The sequence below is a fragment of the Variovorax atrisoli 110B genome (assembly GCF_000382045.1).
Classification (GTDB): domain Bacteria; phylum Pseudomonadota; class Gammaproteobacteria; order Burkholderiales; family Burkholderiaceae_C; genus Variovorax; species Variovorax atrisoli.
In genome coordinates this window covers 825,578-839,445 of the sequence record NZ_KB907450.1, presented here as the reverse complement: position 1 = coordinate 839,445, position 13,868 = coordinate 825,578, and the positions used below count along the sequence as shown (strand labels likewise).

Sequence of the window (13,868 nt, the reverse complement as noted above, 5' to 3'; positions counted from 1 at the left end):
CTCGAAGGCTGAACGAACCACGGAAAAAGCTGACGCAAGCCCGTCGACCCGGCCATTCGGCCATCTGTCCGTTGTCACGCCGAGCCCGGGCGCTTTGTCCTGCCTGCGCGGTTGCGCGTACGGGGGATTTGTCTCCCCCACAAAAGGGCGCAGCGCTCATGTGCGGATGCAGGCCGATTCCTACAGTCATCCCCATGGTCCGACGCCCAAGCCCAAGCGGGGCGGCAGGCAGTCGGAACCGCACAACCGGGGAACACGAATGGAACTGCTCGCACTGCTGCCGACGACCTTCATGAACCTGCTGCGCGAAGACGCCGGCATGTCGTTCATGGAGTTCGCGCTCATCGGGTCGTTGGTGATGGTCGTGCTCCTGCTGCTTCTGCTGGCCATCCGGCGCGGCGCCTGAAAACGAGGAGACCGACATGCATGAATTCGACGCCGTCCTCGAACTGCTGGCGATGCTGGTCTCCGACCTTCGCATGCTCGCGCTGTCCGCACTGCTGGCCGTGGCTGCGGTCAGCGACTGGCGCTCCTACCGCATTCCCAACTGGCTGACCTTCGGCGGCGCGCTCTTCGCGCTGGTGTACGGCACGCTGGCCGCACGCACGCCGGCCGTGGGAGCCGCCAGCGCCTTCGGCGGTCTGGGCATCGGCTTCGCGGCGATGGTGCCGTTCTACGTGATCGGGATCATGGGCGCCGGCGACGTGAAGCTGATGGCCATGGCCGGGGCCTTCATCGGGCCGGAGCAGACGCTGATGGCGGTGCTCTTCACCTTCATCGCTGGCGGCGTGGCGGCCATGGCCTTCGCGATCCACCGGCGCCGCGTGGGCCACATGCTGGCCAACGTCAAGGACGCCGCCCAGGGCGTGATGTTCTCGGGCATCGCCGGCATCCGACCTTCGGGACGCATCGACGCGAGCCTGTCCATCGGCAAGCTGCCCTACGGCATCTGCATCGCGGCGGGCACGGCCATCGAGGTGCTCGCGCACCAGCTGGGCTACGTCTAGCCGCTCCTTCTTCTCTTTACACCCTCTCTTCATTCATCTGCGACGGAGGTTCACATGAAGAACATCAAGGCGATCGGGCTGATCCTTCTGGCCCTGCTGACCGGGCTGGCGGCCGCCGTCTATGCGGCGGGATGGATCTCGAAGCAGGGCGGCATCGCGTCGAACAAGGTCGTCGTTGCGGCTGTCGACATCGAACTGGGCAGCCGCGTCAACCCGCAGATGCTCACCACGGTCGACTGGCCCCGCGGCTCGGTGCCCAACGGCGCGTTCAGCGACATCAAGGCGCTCGACGAGCGCGTGGTGAAGGTCGGCGTGCTGCGCGGCGAGGCGATCGTCGAGGGCAAGCTGGCGCCGGTAGGTACCCAGGGCGGGCTCTCGGCGGTGATCGCCACCGGCAAGCGGGCCATGACGGTGCGCGTCAACGATGTGGTGGGCGTGGCGGGCTTCGCGCTGCCGGGCAACTACGTCGACGTGATGGTCAACGCCCAGCAGGAGAAAGGCCGCGGCGAAGAGGCCCTGCAGATCAGCAAGACCGTGCTCGAGAAGGTGCTGGTGCTCGCAGTGGCGCAGGAGGCCAACCGCGACGACACCAAGCCGAAGGTGGTGAGCGCCGTCACGCTGGAGCTCTCGCTCGAGGACTCCGAGAAGCTCGACCTGGCGCGCAGCGTGGGCACGCTGTCCCTGGTGCTTCGCAACCAGATGGACAAGACCACGGTGGCCACCGACGGCATCACCAAGGGCCAGCTCTTCGGCGCGAAGGAAATCGTGCAGGTCGCCGCCACCGCACCCGCGCCGGCTTCGGCCCGTCCGCGAGTCCAGCGTGCAGGGCCCGCGGCACCCGCTTCAGATTGCGTCGAAGTGATCCAGAACGCAGCCCGCTCGCTGACCTGCTTCTGATCGCCTCGCACCCGACCAACTCCGAAACGACCGACACGAACCGACAGGAGGAACACCAAGTGCGCCATATCTCCACAACACTCGCCAGCGTCCTGGCGACCCTCGCGACCGTGTCGGCTCCCGCCACGGCTGCAGAGGCCGCCGCCGCAACCGCTTCCACCGTGGCCGCCGTGCCGGCGACCGCCATCGTCGCGGTGCCACCGGCGGTCGCCGGCAGCACCGCCAACGGCACCCGCCGCTGCACCGCGATCATTCCCGACGACCAGCCCACGCAGGCCGTGCTGGGCAAGTCGGTCGTCATTCCACTGAAGACGCGCGTGGTGCGCATCGTGGTCAGCGGGCAGCCGCCGAGCCGCGCACCGGTGCCGGCCGCGGCGATGGCGGCCGTGCCCGCGGGCATGCAGCCCGTCGCGGCGCCGCCAGCGAACGCGAGCAACGGCGACGGCATCGCCGACGTCGACGTCACGCTGCTGAGCCCGACGGACCTGTTCTTTCGCGGCCGCCAGGCGGGCTCGATGAACGTGGTGCTGCAAAGCGCCGACGGCACCTGCTACATCAAGGACGTGGTCGTCACCATCGACCCGATGGCGCTGCAGGCCAAGCTGGCCGAGCTGATGCCCGAGGAGCGGCGCATCCAGGTGCGCAGCGCGGAGAAGTCGATCGTGCTCACCGGCGAGATCAGCGACGCGCTCAAGCTCGACGACGTGATGAGCCTGGCCTCCGCCTACGGCGCGGACGGCAAGAAGGTGGTGAACCTGCTGCGCGTGGCGACGCCGCAGCAGGTGATGCTCGAGGTGAAGATCGCCGAGGTGAGCAAGTCGCTGCTCGACAGGCTGGGCGGCGGCATCAATCTCTCGCGCACCAGCGGCGGCGGATTGAACAGCTACTCGCTGGTCTCGAACTTCCTGAGCGGCGGCGGCGGCCTGGTGCAGGCGCTGCGCATCGGCCGCGGTACGGTGACCATCGACGGCCAGAAGGACGACGGCCTGGTGCGCATCCTCGCGGAGCCCAACATCATGGCCATCAGCGGCCAGCAGGCGAGCTTCCTGTCGGGCGGCAAGATCTTCATTCCGGTGGCGCAGAACGCGGCCGGCGGCGGTGGCACCAACATCACGCTGGAGGAGAAGGAGTTCGGCATCGGGGTCAAGTTCACGCCCACGGTGCTCAATGGCAACCGGGTCAACCTGAAGATGGTGTCCGAGGTGTCGGACCTGTCGCAGACCGGGTCTCCCTTCACCACGGTCGGCGGCGTCACGGCGGTGCTGCCTTCGCTCACGGTGCGGCGCGCAGACACCACCGTGCAGCTCAACGACGGGCAGAGCTTCGTCATCGCCGGGCTCATCAAGGCCAACGTGACGGAGTCGATCAAGCGCTTTCCCGGACTGGGCGAGGTGCCCGTGATGGGCGCGCTGTTCCGCAGCACCGAGTTCCAGAACGAGCAGACCGAGCTGATGTTCGTCATCACGCCGCGCATGGTGAAACCGCTGGCCGAAGCGCCGCGGGTGCCGACGGACAACCACGTGGTGCCCAGCCGCGCCGAGGTCTATCTCAACGGAGCACTCGAAAGCTCCACCCCGGCCCCGGCCGCCCCCGACAGCGAACCCAAGTGAGGAGCACCGTCATGTTCACCATCGCCAGAACGACCACCGTTGCGCTCGTGTGCCTCCTGGGCGCCGGCTGCTCGCACGTCACGCCCAACTACGACGCCCGCTTCGGCGACGCGGTGCGCGACGCGAAACGGAAGATGACCATCAACCCCGACGCCGGCAAGAGCAACGACCCCGCCGTGGGCATGGACGGCCGCGCCGCGCGCGAGGCGATGAACCAGTACCACGAGTCGTACAAGACGCCGCCGCCTGCGGTGAACGTCATCAACATCGGCGGCCAGATCGGCGGACAAGGAGCAGGGAGCTCGAAGTGATGCACGCACATGTTGCATCGGCCAGGCCCGCTTCCTCGGGACTCACGCGGAAAGGAGAGTGACACGAATCGAAACGAACTTTCTTCCCTATCCATGTTTTCTCGAACCTGATCCCCAACCGTTCAAACATCGAAAGGAACGAATCATGCAAAACCTTTTCAAGGCCATCGGCCAATCGACCCAGAACTTCCTGCGCGAAGAAGAGGGCGCCCAGGTCGTCGAATACGCGCTGATCATCGCGGTCGTCTCGATCGCCCTGGTCGTCGCGCTGAAGGGCCTCACGGCGAACAACGGCGGCTTCACGTCGTTCATCACCCGCGTGACGAACTGCCTCACCACGGCCACCTGCTCGTAAGCCGCAGGGCGAGCGAGCCGGGCCAGGCCCGGCTCGCTGTACGCCAGCTGCTGCGTTCGCATTCTTTCCCGCATGGAAAAGGAGTAGTCCCATGTTGAAGTCATTTCTGAAAGACGAGAGCGGCGCGCAGATAGTCGAGTACGCGCTGATCATTGCTGTCGTCTCCATCGCGCTGGTTGTCGCGCTGCAGGTTCTGACGACGGGCAACAGCTTCAGCTCGTTCATTACCCGCGTCGCCAACTGTCTCGATGGCACGGGCTGCACCTGAGCCCGTGTCTGCCGGACCACCTCTGTTGCACAGGAGCCGATCATGCATGTCCGCCGTTCTCTTCGCCGCCAGCGCGGCGCGATGATCGTCACAGCCGCGCTGATCCTGCTGTTCCTGATGGGGTTCATGGGCATCGCCCTGGACTTCGGGCACCTGTTCGTGGTCAAGACCGAGCTGCAGACAGCTGTAGACAGCTGCGCCCTGTCCGCCGCGCGCGAGCTCGACGGGCAGGGCACGGCGATCACCCGGGCGACGAGTGCGGGCCAGGTCGCCGGCAACGCGAACGGCGTGAACATGCAATCGAGCAACTGGAGCGGGAAGGGCCAGATCGTTGCGAGCGACATCACCTTCCGCGACGCCTCCTATGCAGTGACGACCACGCCGGCATTGGCGCGCTATGCCCAGTGCGCGCACACGCAACCCGGCATCAACATCTGGCTCATGAAGGCCATGGGCGCCTTCACGGGCAACGCGGCCGGCAACCCTGCCACCCGCAGCGTCATCGCAAGCGCGGTCGCCACCCGTGCGAGCGCGCAGTCCGCATGCCCCATCCCGGTGGCCGCGAAGCCCAAGACCGGCGGCACGGCACCCAACTACGGCTTCGCCGTGGGCGAATGGGTGACGCTCATCATGGCGCAGAACGCCGCCACCGGCGGGCAGATCGGCTGGGCCAACCTGGACGGCAGCAACAGCGCCTCCGAAACCTCCGCCGAACTCAATGGCCGCTGCGGCGCAAAGGTGGGCGACACGGTCGGCACCCCGGGTGTGCAGACCTCGGTGGCCGACGTGTGGAACCAGCGCTTCGGCATCTACAAGAACACGAGCGACCCGAGCACGGCGCGGCCCGACTACACCGGCTACGCCTACACCTCGCTCAACTGGCCCGCGCAGTTCAACGCGTACAACGGCGCCCCAGGTGCCGGCGCGGGCCCGACTGCCCAGAATTTCGTGACCAAGCGCGCTGCCTTCGCTTCGTGCGCCGACACGGGCACCAAGGTGAAGGGCGCGAACAGCTGCGAGTCGATCACCGGGCTCTCGCTCAACAGCTTCCAGTCGCTGGCCGCGCCGGGCAACGTCGCCGGAGGCCACATGCAGTACGGCATGGACCGGCGCATCGTCACGGTGCCGGTCATCGACGGCGGCAACCACGTGATCGACTACCTCTGCATGCTGATGCTGCAGCCGTTGAGCATTCCGATGACTGACGTGCAGCTGGAATTCCTTGGCAACGCCGGTGCCGCCGGCAGCCCCTGCACGACCAGCGGGCTGGCGGGCGGAACGGCGGGGCCGCTGGTGCCGGTGCTGGTGAGATGAGATGAGAAGCGAAGAGAACGCAAGAAAGGGGCGCATGCCATGAAGCAGCCATCCCGTCGCACTCAGCAAGGCGTTGCGCTGGTCGAGCTCGCGCTGATCATTCCGATGCTGCTGTTGCTGACCTTCATCACCACCGAGTTCGGCCGCGCGATGTACGAGTACAACGCGGTGGTCAAGTCGACGCGCGACGCGGTGCGCTACCTGTCGGTGCAGACGCCGGGCACGAAGATCACCGAAGCGCGCAACCTGGTGGTCTACGGCAACACCGCAGGCACCGGCTCGCCGCTGGCGCGCGGGCTGAGCCTGGCGAACGTGCCGGCGGGCACCTGCTGCACCTGGCAGTCGGCAGGCGCCGCGCCGATCATCACCACGGTCACGATCCGAGTGACCGGCTACACCTTCCATTCGATGTTCCCCTCGGTGTTCGGCGTGGTCTTCGCCAATGCGAGCGGCAACATCTCCTTCAGCGACATCACCGCCAGCATGAGGGCCGCATCATGAGACGCAGCCAGAACCGCCGGCTCGGCGGCGCGACCACGGTCGAGTTCGCGCTGGGCCTGATCGTCTTCCTCATGTTCACGCTGGGCATCGTGGACTTCGCGCGCATGCTCTTCACCTGGAGCGCGGCGCAGGAAGCGACGCGGGCAGGGGCCCGGTACGCGGTGGTGTGCGACGACACCACCCAGCAGGCGCTGGTGCTCGCGCGCATGAAGGCGCTGCTGCCGCAGATCAGCACGGTGTCGGTGGCGTGGTCGCCCTCGGGCTGCACGGCCGCGACATGCCAGGGCGTGACCGTGAGCATCACGGGGCTCAACTACCAGTGGATCTCGCCCATCTCGGGCGCCACGGCGCCTCTGATCCCGATGCCGGGCTTCTCGACCTACCTGCCGCGCGAGGTCATGCGCAAGGACCCGAACAGCGCGGCCATCTGTTCCTAGCCATCAACGCAACGGACAAGACCATGAAGATCGCCATCATCTCCCCCAACGCCAACCACCTGCAGGACATGCGCAAGGTGCTGGAGGCGCGCTCGCACACCGTGTCGCTGTTCGAAGGCGGCAAGAGCCGGATGCAGTGGGTCGTCGACAAGGCCTCGCCCGATCTCCTGCTGGTCGACGGCATGTGCTGCGACCCGCAGGAGCTCAACCTGGTCGAGAAGCTCACGCTGCAGCATCCGTCGATCGCGGTGGTGCTGCTGTGCGCGATGCAGACGCCCGAATTCCTGATCCACGCGATGCGCGCGGGCGTGCGCGAGGTGCTGCCGTCGCCCGCCGACACGGCCGCGCTGGAGGCGGCCGTGGAGCGCATCGCGCACAAGATGGCCGGTGCACAGGCACGCGTGCCAGGGCAGGTGGTGGCCTTCATGCCGTGCAAGGGCGGCAGCGGCTCGACCTTCCTGGCGACCAACATCGCGCACCAGCTCTCGAAGGAGCGCTCGGTGCTGCTGGTGGACCTGAACCTGCAGTTCGGCGATGCGCTGTCGTACGTGAGCGACCTGCGTCCGACCTCGACGATGGCGGACGTGGCCCGCGACATCGGCCGGCTCGACGCCTCGCTGCTGGCCGCGAGCGTGGTGCGCGTGTCGCCGACCTTCGCCGTGCTCGCGGCGCCAGAGGACATCTCGCGCGCGATGGACGTGAAGGCCGAGCACATCGACGCGATCCTGCACATCGCGCTGGGCGTGTACGACTTCGTGATCTTCGACCTGGGCCCGCGCATCGACACGCTCTCGATCCGCGTGCTGGACCGGGCCGACCGCATCTTCCCGGTGCTGCAGCCCAGCCTGCCGCACATCCGCAACGTGACGCGGCTGATGCACGTCTTCAAGTCGCTGGGCTACCAGCCCGGCAAGGTCGAACTGCTGGTGAACCGCAGCGCGGGCGGAGGCGAGATCGGCCTGTCGGACATGCGGCGCTCGCTGGTGGGCGCGACGCTCACGATCGTGCCCGACGGCGGCAAGGACGTGGATGCGTCCATCAATCGCGGCGTGCCGCTGGCCGAGTTGTCGCGCGGCAGCGCTCTGGCCAGGAAGCTCGCCGACATCGCCCACTCGCTCAGCCCGCGCCAGGAGGCGGCGCCCGGCTTCATCGGGCGGCTGTTCCGCCGCGCCTGAGCGCGCATCGCCCAACCCATTCAATAGCAAGGCAGGTCCCCATGTCATTCAGAGAACAGCTCAATGCCATCGATACCGACAGCGCGATGCGGCAAGGCGGGAGTGCCGTGGAGCAGTCCGTCTCGCCCTATGCCTCGGACGCCTACAAGTCGCTGAAGGAGCGCATGCACCTGAAGCTGCTGGAGCGCTTCGACCTCTCCGCGCTCGAGACACTCAAGCCCGAAGTGCTGCGCCAGGAAATCTCGACCATGACCACGCGACTGCTGCAGGAGGAGCCCGAGGCGCTCAACGATATCGAGCGGCGTACGCTGATCCGCGACATCCAGCACGAGATGCTCGGCTTCGGGCCGATCGAGCTGCTGATGGCCGACCCCTCGGTCTCCGACATCCTGGTCAACTCGCACGAGAAGATCTATGTGGAGCGCAGAGGCAAGCTGGAGCTGACCAACGTCAGCTTCACCGACGAGAAGCACCTGCTGCGCATCATCGACAAGATCGTCTCGCTGGTGGGGCGGCGCATCGACGAGTCGAGCCCGATGGTCGACGCGCGGCTGCCCGACGGCTCGCGCGTGAACGCGGTCATCGCGCCGGTGGCGCTCGACGGGCCGATGATGTCGATCCGGCGTTTCGCGAAGATCCCGCTGCGCATGGAGAACCTGGTGAACGAGCTCAAGACGCTGACGCCGCAGATGGCGCAGATGCTCGAGGGCCTGGCCCAGGCGAAGGTCAACATGCTGATCTCGGGCGGCACGGGTGCCGGCAAGACGACGCTGCTGAACATTCTCTCGGGCTTCATTCCGCCGAGCGAACGCATCATCACCATCGAGGACGCGGCCGAGCTCCAGCTGCAGCAGCCGCACGTGGCGCGCATGGAGACGCGGCCGATGAACATCGAGGGCAAGGGCGAGATCACGCAGCGCGCGCTGGTGCGCAACGCGCTGCGCATGCGGCCTGACCGCATCGTGATCGGCGAGGTGCGCGGCGCCGAGGCGGTCGACATGCTGCAGGCCATGAACACCGGCCACGAGGGCTCGCTCACCACCATCCACGCGAACACGCCGCGCGACGCGCTGGCGCGGCTGGAGAACATGATCGGCATGGCCAACCTGAACCTGCCGCACCGCACGGTGCGCCAGCAGATTGCGTCGGCCATCACGGTGATCGTGCAGGTGCTGCGCCTGGTGGACGGGCGCCGCAAGGTCACGAGCATCCAGGAGATCACCGGCATGGAAGGGGAGGTGGTCACCATGCAGGAGATCTTCAGCTTCCGCCAGACCGGCATGGGCCCCGACGGACAGGTGCGCGGGCATTTCCAGGCCTCCGGCGTGCGGCCGAAGTTCGCGGAGCGGCTGCATGCGTACGGCGTGGACCTGCCGGATGCGATGTTCGACCCGACCAAGCACTACGAATGACCTGACCAGGCAAGCAACAGGAGGCCATCATGCTCAACAACCTGGGGGGCAACACCCTCATCACCGTCACCGTGCTGGTGTTCGTGACCGTGCTGCTCATGCTGGAGGGGCTCTACATGCTGTGGCGCTCCTACAAGGGGCCCGAAGCGCGCAAGATCGAGAAGCGGCTGCAGGCGTTCTCCGCCGCGGTCGACCGCACGCCGCAGGCCCACCTGGCCAAGGAGCGCATGCTCAGCGAGGTGCCGTGGATGCAGCGCCTGCTGCTGACGCTGCCGCGCGCGCACATGCTGGACCGCTTCATCCTGCAGGCGGGGCTGGAATGGACTGTTTCCAGCTTCCTGCTGGTGTCGTGCGTGCTGGGCGTGCTCGGCTTCTTCGCATCGATGGTGATCGTGCACCAGTCGCTCCTGGTCGGGCTGGTGGTGGGAGGCTGCCTGGCGATACTGCCGCTGCTCTACCTGCAGAACCAGCGCAGCCGCCGGCTGACGCGGCTGGAAAAGCAGCTTCCCGAGGCGCTGGACCTCGTCACGCGGGCGCTGCGCGCGGGGCACTCGTTCGCCAGCGGCATCCAGATGATCGGCGAGGAGATGGCCGAGCCCATCGCCGGCGAGTTCCGCATGGTCGCCGACGAGGTGAACTTCGGCGTGTCGCTGCAGCAGGCCCTGACCAACCTCAGCGAGCGTGTGCCGCTGACCGACCTGCGCTACTTCGTGGTGTCGGTGCTGATCCAGCGCGATTCGGGCGGCAACCTGACGGAGGTGCTGGGCAACCTCAGCCGGTTGATCCGCGAGCGGCTCAAGCTGCTCGCGCGGGTGCGGGTGCTGTCGTCGGAAGGGCGGCTGTCGGCCTGGATCCTCGGGCTGATGCCATTCGCGCTGGCGGCGCTCATGAACGTGTTCAACCCCGAATTCATGTCGCCGCTGTGGACCGATCCGATCGGGCAGACGGTGATCAAGTACATGCTGTTGGTGATGCTCGTTGGCGTCGTGCTGCTGCGCAAGATCGTGAAGATCCGCGTCTGAAGGAGAAGAACCATGACCATGCTGTTTCCCGTTCTCGTCTTCCTGGCCGTGTCGATGGCGATCGTCGGAGTGGCCGCCTGGCTGTCGCCGACGCGCACCGAGCAGCGGCTGCAGGCGGTGGCCATGCCGGCAGGCAAGTCGGCGTGGACCGAGAAGGCCGTCAAGATCGTCGGGCCGTTCGCGCAGCTCTCTTCGCCCACCAGCGATGCCGAGCTCTCGCCGCTGCGGGTGCGCTTCCTGAACGCGGGCATCCGCCACCCGGACGCCTACATCATGTACTTCGGCATGAAGACGCTGCTGCCGCTGGGCTTCGCCGCGCTGGCCTACGTCGGCCTGCGGGCGACGGGTGCGGCGGACGACAGCACGGTGATGCTGCTGTGGCTGGCAGTGGTGGCGCTGGCCGGCTGCTACCTGCCCAACCTGGTGCTGCGCCTGATGATCCGCTCGCGCCGCCGCGAGATATTCGAGAACTTTCCAGACGCCGCCGACCTGATGCTCGTGTGCGTAGAGGCCGGGCTGGGCCTCGATGCCGGGCTGGCCAAGGTCACGGAGGAAATCCAGGTGAAGAGCGCGGCGCTGGCGCAGGAGCTGCACTGGACCAACCTCGAGATGCGCGCCGGCTCCACCCGCGAGAAGTCGCTGCGCAACCTGGCGCTGCGCACCGGCGTGGACGAGATCGGCACCTTCGCGACCATGCTGACCCAGGCGGACCGCTTCGGCACCAGCATCGGCGAATCGCTGCGGGTGTTCTCCGAGGACCTGCGCCACAAGCGCCACGTGCGTGCAGAGGAGCTCGCGGCCAAGGTGCCGACCAAGATGCTGGTGCCGCTGGTGCTGTGCATCTTCCCGTGCATCTCGCTGGTGATCCTGACGCCGGCGGCGATCCGCATCGTGCGGATGATCATGCCGATGCTCAACGGGACCTGAGCCCTTCATTCGAACCGACATCTCCTGGATGGAAAAAAGCCCTGCGCGCCGGTTGCGGCGCGCAGGGCTTCGGGCTTTGGCCTTCGCGTGTCGTGCTGCTGGATTCAGTGCGCGGGGGCGTGGAGCTGGTGCTTCATCGCGTAGATGTACAGCTCCAGGCGGTTGCCCACGCCGAGCTTCTGGTAGATCGAGGTGAGGTGGTTGCGCAGCGTGTGTTCGGTGACGAAGAGCCTGGCGGCCAGGGCCTTGTTCGAGGCGCCGCTGCCTTCGACGACCGTGTGGATGATCTCGCGCTCCTTGCTCGTCAGGCTGGCCTGTTTGGCAGCTTCCGGATCGGCCTTGGGCTGCTGCTTCTTCACAGCGGTCAGCTCGTAGAAGACGCGGCCGATGGACTGCGCGTCGACGCAGAGCTCGCCGTTGTGGACGCGCTCGATGGCGTCGATCACCTGCTGCGCCGGCGCGTCCTTGCGCATCACGCCGCGCGCGCCCTGCAGCACCGCGAGGTCGAGCGTGCGCTGTTCGCGCTCGCCGGTGAGCACCATGACGCGCGACACCTCGTTGGACACCAGCCGGGGCAGGATGTCCAGCGCGCTGTGGCCGTCGAGGTCCAGGTCGAGCACGATGACGTCGGGCGCGAGGCTCTGCGAGGTTGCGACCGCGTCCTCGCAGCAGCAGGCCGTGCCCACCACCTTCATGCGCGGATGCTCGCCGTCTATCAACCTCGACAGGCCCCAGAGCATGGTCTGGTGGTCGTCCACGAGCAGGACGCTGATGGGGTGGGTGGCTGGCTGCATGGTGGGCTCCTTGAACTTGGCTTTGGCTTGTCTCGTGTCGGTGCAGCGCGTGCTGGCTGGCATGCGGTGTTCGTCGGTTCTCAGATCGGTATTTCCACCAGCACGGCGGTGCCGCCGCTTTCGCACTGGCGGACCTGTGCGCGGCCGCCGAGGGCCGCTGCGCGTTCGGTGATGGAGTGGGGCCTGAACCTGGTGAAGCTCTCCTGGCCGGCTTCGTTCTCGATGCGAACGTGCAGCCGGCCATTGCTGCAGGCCAGGCGCACGCTGCCGCGGCGGGCCTGGGTGTGCTTGCAGATGTTGTTGAGGCCCTCGCCGACCAGCTGCAGCACCTCGGCGCTCACCCGGTCGTCGAGGTGCAGCGGGCCGTCGACGGCCACCGCGATGTCGATGCCGTAGAGGCCCTTGATCCGCGCGGCCTGGCGGTGCAGCTGCGGCAGCACCAGGCCGCCGCAGCCATTGGCGCCTTGCCGGACTTCGCCCGCATAGCGGCGCAGGTCGGCGATGACGCCGTCGGCCACGTCCGTGAGCTTTTCCAGGTCTTCGCTCAGCGGGTTGTCTGCGGCCGCCTTCCTGCGCAGCGCGCACAGGCCCATGCGCAGGCCGATGTAGGGCTGCACGGCGGTGTCGTGCAGGTCGAGCGCGAACTTCAGGCGCTCCGCCGTGGCGGCTTCGGAGGCCATGCGGTCGAGCACCTCGATGGTCTCGATGATCGGGAAGATCTGCTCCATCAGGTGCGTGAGAAAGAGCGCATCGGGCTTGTTGAAGAGGCCGTCGCGCGATGACACGAAGACGCGGCCTTCGCCCAGCCGCATCGGCAGCGGCGCGCTGATGAAGGCACGCGCCTCCAGCATCGCCGCCACCGCCTCGCAGCGTTGCGCGCCTTCCTCGTCCTCGGCGCGCCAGCCGGCTGCGGCAGCCGGCTCGAAGACATGGCTCTGTGCGCACAGCCGGCTCAGCGGCCAGGGCAGGCGGTTGCTGAGCACGGTCTGGCCGGTCGGCAAAGCCATCAACGCCATGAGCGGCGACTCGGCGATGCGGCCGATGGTCTCGACGCTGACGTGCTCGCAGGCGTCGTTCTTGCGCAGCGTGCGCAGGACCCAGTTGCCCGAGGCGGTGTCGCGCGTCAGCAGGATGCAGTGGCTGGCCCTGAAGAAGGCCAGGGTCTTTTCCATCGTGCGGGCGATGGTGCGGCCGGCGCCGAAGCGCGGGTTGGAAAGCTGGCTGACGTCGCCCAGCAGCGCGAGCCGGCGCTGCAGCCCAAGCTTGGAGCCGCCCCAGTGCACGATCATGTGACCGAGCGCCAGCAGGAAGGTGCTGCGCATCAGGAGCTGGGGCGCGTCGTTGCCGGTGCTGGTGGCCAGCCCGCAGGCCGCGAAGGACGCGACCGAAGCCACCGTCACGCGGGCGCCTTCCTCGAAGCCCCAGCGGAAGGCGGAGGTGAGGATCGCGAAGAAATAGAAGAGGAAGAAGAGGCTCTGTACGCCGTCGGTCACGAAGATGATGAGCGTGAACCACAGCACGTCGGACCAGTGGATGACCTTGCCCTGGAAGTACGGGCGGCCCATGCGGGTGCATGCGTAAACCAGCAGGCTGTGCAGCACATAGCCGCAGAAGGCCAGCCACACGGTGCCGTGGATGTGCTCGCGATGGTCCCCGGCATCAACCACCACCGCCAGCAGCGCCGAAACCGAAAGCACCAGCCGCATACGCGCGACCATGAGCGCATCCGCGGCGACACCCGTATCGGCTTCGGGGGCGGCGGTGGTATGGGCCAGCATGGCTTGGGGTTCCCGGCATGAGTCGGATCACGCGATGCAGGGCGCGGGGCCATGGCTGCA

The 13,868-nt window shown here is 67.3% G+C and carries 16 protein-coding genes; 14 read left to right on the top strand and 2 right to left on the bottom strand.

The genetic code is table 11. From position 1 onward, the window contains the following. The first annotated feature begins 259 nt into the window (after positions 1-259). The 14 genes from G369_RS39035 to G369_RS0103895 all read left to right on the top strand — a co-directional run bounded on the left by G369_RS39035 (position 260) and on the right by G369_RS0103895 (position 11,236). Positions 260-406 (top strand): hypothetical protein, encoded by a 147-nt coding sequence (locus tag G369_RS39035; RefSeq protein WP_019652679.1) that lies wholly within the window; start codon positions 260-262, stop codon positions 404-406. 16 nt (positions 407-422) lie between these two features. Continuing rightward, positions 423-1,007 (top strand): A24 family peptidase, encoded by a 585-nt coding sequence (locus G369_RS0103955; protein WP_019652678.1) that lies wholly within the window; start codon positions 423-425, stop codon positions 1,005-1,007. A 54-nt stretch (positions 1,008-1,061) separates the two neighbouring features. Continuing rightward, positions 1,062-1,904 (top strand): Flp pilus assembly protein CpaB, encoded by an 843-nt coding sequence (cpaB, locus tag G369_RS0103950; protein WP_019652677.1) that lies wholly within the window; start codon positions 1,062-1,064, stop codon positions 1,902-1,904. Positions 1,905-1,963: 59 nt separating this feature from the next. Further along, the gene (locus G369_RS0103945) at positions 1,964-3,514 is read left to right on the top strand and encodes a type II and III secretion system protein family protein (RefSeq protein ID WP_020722946.1); all 1,551 of its coding nucleotides are present in this window, start codon (positions 1,964-1,966) and stop codon (positions 3,512-3,514) included. Between the two features lie 11 nt (positions 3,515-3,525). Further along, on the top strand, positions 3,526-3,825 hold the full coding sequence (locus G369_RS0103940) for a hypothetical protein (protein WP_019652675.1): 300 nt from the start codon (positions 3,526-3,528) through the stop codon (positions 3,823-3,825). A gap of 145 nt (positions 3,826-3,970) precedes the next feature. Beyond that, positions 3,971-4,180, top strand: a complete 210-nt coding sequence (locus G369_RS0103935; RefSeq protein WP_019652674.1) for a Flp family type IVb pilin — start codon at positions 3,971-3,973, stop codon at positions 4,178-4,180. A gap of 91 nt (positions 4,181-4,271) precedes the next feature. Continuing rightward, the gene (locus tag G369_RS0103930) at positions 4,272-4,448 is read left to right on the top strand and encodes a Flp family type IVb pilin (RefSeq protein WP_019652673.1); all 177 of its coding nucleotides are present in this window, start codon (positions 4,272-4,274) and stop codon (positions 4,446-4,448) included. Between the two features lie 42 nt (positions 4,449-4,490). Next, on the top strand, positions 4,491-5,762 hold the full coding sequence (locus G369_RS0103925; RefSeq protein WP_019652672.1) for a pilus assembly protein TadG-related protein: 1,272 nt from the start codon (positions 4,491-4,493) through the stop codon (positions 5,760-5,762). A gap of 39 nt (positions 5,763-5,801) precedes the next feature. Next, positions 5,802-6,263, top strand: coding sequence for a TadE/TadG family type IV pilus assembly protein (locus G369_RS0103920; RefSeq protein ID WP_019652671.1), 462 nt, complete (start codon positions 5,802-5,804; stop codon positions 6,261-6,263). After that, positions 6,260-6,700, top strand: coding sequence for a TadE/TadG family type IV pilus assembly protein (locus G369_RS0103915; RefSeq protein WP_019652670.1), 441 nt, complete (start codon positions 6,260-6,262; stop codon positions 6,698-6,700). The genes G369_RS0103920 and G369_RS0103915 overlap by 4 nt, the downstream gene beginning before the upstream one ends. Before the next feature lie 23 nt (positions 6,701-6,723). Beyond that, the gene (locus tag G369_RS0103910; protein ID WP_019652669.1) at positions 6,724-7,875 is read left to right on the top strand and encodes a CpaE/TadZ family protein; all 1,152 of its coding nucleotides are present in this window, start codon (positions 6,724-6,726) and stop codon (positions 7,873-7,875) included. Positions 7,876-7,916: 41 nt separating this feature from the next. After that, positions 7,917-9,287: a TadA family conjugal transfer-associated ATPase gene (locus G369_RS0103905; RefSeq protein WP_019652668.1), complete on the top strand. Its 1,371-nt coding sequence runs from the start codon at positions 7,917-7,919 to the stop codon at positions 9,285-9,287. A 29-nt stretch (positions 9,288-9,316) separates the two neighbouring features. Continuing rightward, the gene (locus G369_RS0103900; RefSeq protein ID WP_019652667.1) at positions 9,317-10,309 is read left to right on the top strand and encodes a type II secretion system F family protein; all 993 of its coding nucleotides are present in this window, start codon (positions 9,317-9,319) and stop codon (positions 10,307-10,309) included. Between the two features lie 12 nt (positions 10,310-10,321). Beyond that, positions 10,322-11,236 (top strand): type II secretion system F family protein, encoded by a 915-nt coding sequence (locus G369_RS0103895; protein ID WP_019652666.1) that lies wholly within the window; start codon positions 10,322-10,324, stop codon positions 11,234-11,236. A gap of 104 nt (positions 11,237-11,340) precedes the next feature. Here the strand turns inward: G369_RS0103895 and G369_RS0103890 are convergent, their stop codons facing one another. Together G369_RS0103890 and G369_RS0103885 are read right to left on the bottom strand one after the other, a co-directional pair. Further along, the gene (locus G369_RS0103890; RefSeq protein ID WP_026346192.1) at positions 11,341-12,030 is read right to left on the bottom strand and encodes a response regulator; all 690 of its coding nucleotides are present in this window, start codon (positions 12,028-12,030) and stop codon (positions 11,341-11,343) included. Between the two features lie 80 nt (positions 12,031-12,110). After that, positions 12,111-13,808 carry a sensor histidine kinase gene (locus G369_RS0103885; protein WP_019652664.1) on the bottom strand — a complete coding sequence of 566 codons (1,698 nt, stop codon included), beginning with the start codon at positions 13,806-13,808 and terminating at the stop codon, positions 12,111-12,113. Positions 13,809-13,868 lie beyond the last annotated feature (60 nt).

Excerpts from the sequence above, each read along its gene's own strand:
- G369_RS0103925 (WP_019652672.1), top strand. The coding sequence starts at position 4,491 with ATGCATGTCCGCCGTTCTCTTCGCCGCCAGCGCGGCGCGATGATCGTC.
- G369_RS0103895 (WP_019652666.1), top strand. The coding sequence starts at position 10,322 with ATGACCATGCTGTTTCCCGTTCTCGTCTTCCTGGCCGTGTCGATGGCG.
- G369_RS0103910 (WP_019652669.1), top strand. The coding sequence starts at position 6,724 with ATGAAGATCGCCATCATCTCCCCCAACGCCAACCACCTGCAGGACATG.
- G369_RS0103890 (WP_026346192.1), bottom strand. The coding sequence starts at position 12,030 with ATGCAGCCAGCCACCCACCCCATCAGCGTCCTGCTCGTGGACGACCAC.
- G369_RS0103940 (WP_019652675.1), top strand. The coding sequence starts at position 3,526 with ATGTTCACCATCGCCAGAACGACCACCGTTGCGCTCGTGTGCCTCCTG.
- cpaB (WP_019652677.1), top strand. The coding sequence starts at position 1,062 with ATGAAGAACATCAAGGCGATCGGGCTGATCCTTCTGGCCCTGCTGACC.
- G369_RS0103920 (WP_019652671.1), top strand. The coding sequence starts at position 5,802 with ATGAAGCAGCCATCCCGTCGCACTCAGCAAGGCGTTGCGCTGGTCGAG.
- G369_RS0103935 (WP_019652674.1), top strand. The coding sequence starts at position 3,971 with ATGCAAAACCTTTTCAAGGCCATCGGCCAATCGACCCAGAACTTCCTG.
- G369_RS0103930 (WP_019652673.1), top strand. The coding sequence starts at position 4,272 with ATGTTGAAGTCATTTCTGAAAGACGAGAGCGGCGCGCAGATAGTCGAG.
- G369_RS0103900 (WP_019652667.1), top strand. The coding sequence starts at position 9,317 with ATGCTCAACAACCTGGGGGGCAACACCCTCATCACCGTCACCGTGCTG.
- G369_RS39035 (WP_019652679.1), top strand. The coding sequence starts at position 260 with ATGGAACTGCTCGCACTGCTGCCGACGACCTTCATGAACCTGCTGCGC.
- G369_RS0103905 (WP_019652668.1), top strand. The coding sequence starts at position 7,917 with ATGTCATTCAGAGAACAGCTCAATGCCATCGATACCGACAGCGCGATG.
- G369_RS0103885 (WP_019652664.1), bottom strand. The coding sequence starts at position 13,808 with ATGCTGGCCCATACCACCGCCGCCCCCGAAGCCGATACGGGTGTCGCC.
- G369_RS0103915 (WP_019652670.1), top strand. The coding sequence starts at position 6,260 with ATGAGACGCAGCCAGAACCGCCGGCTCGGCGGCGCGACCACGGTCGAG.
- G369_RS0103955 (WP_019652678.1), top strand. The coding sequence starts at position 423 with ATGCATGAATTCGACGCCGTCCTCGAACTGCTGGCGATGCTGGTCTCC.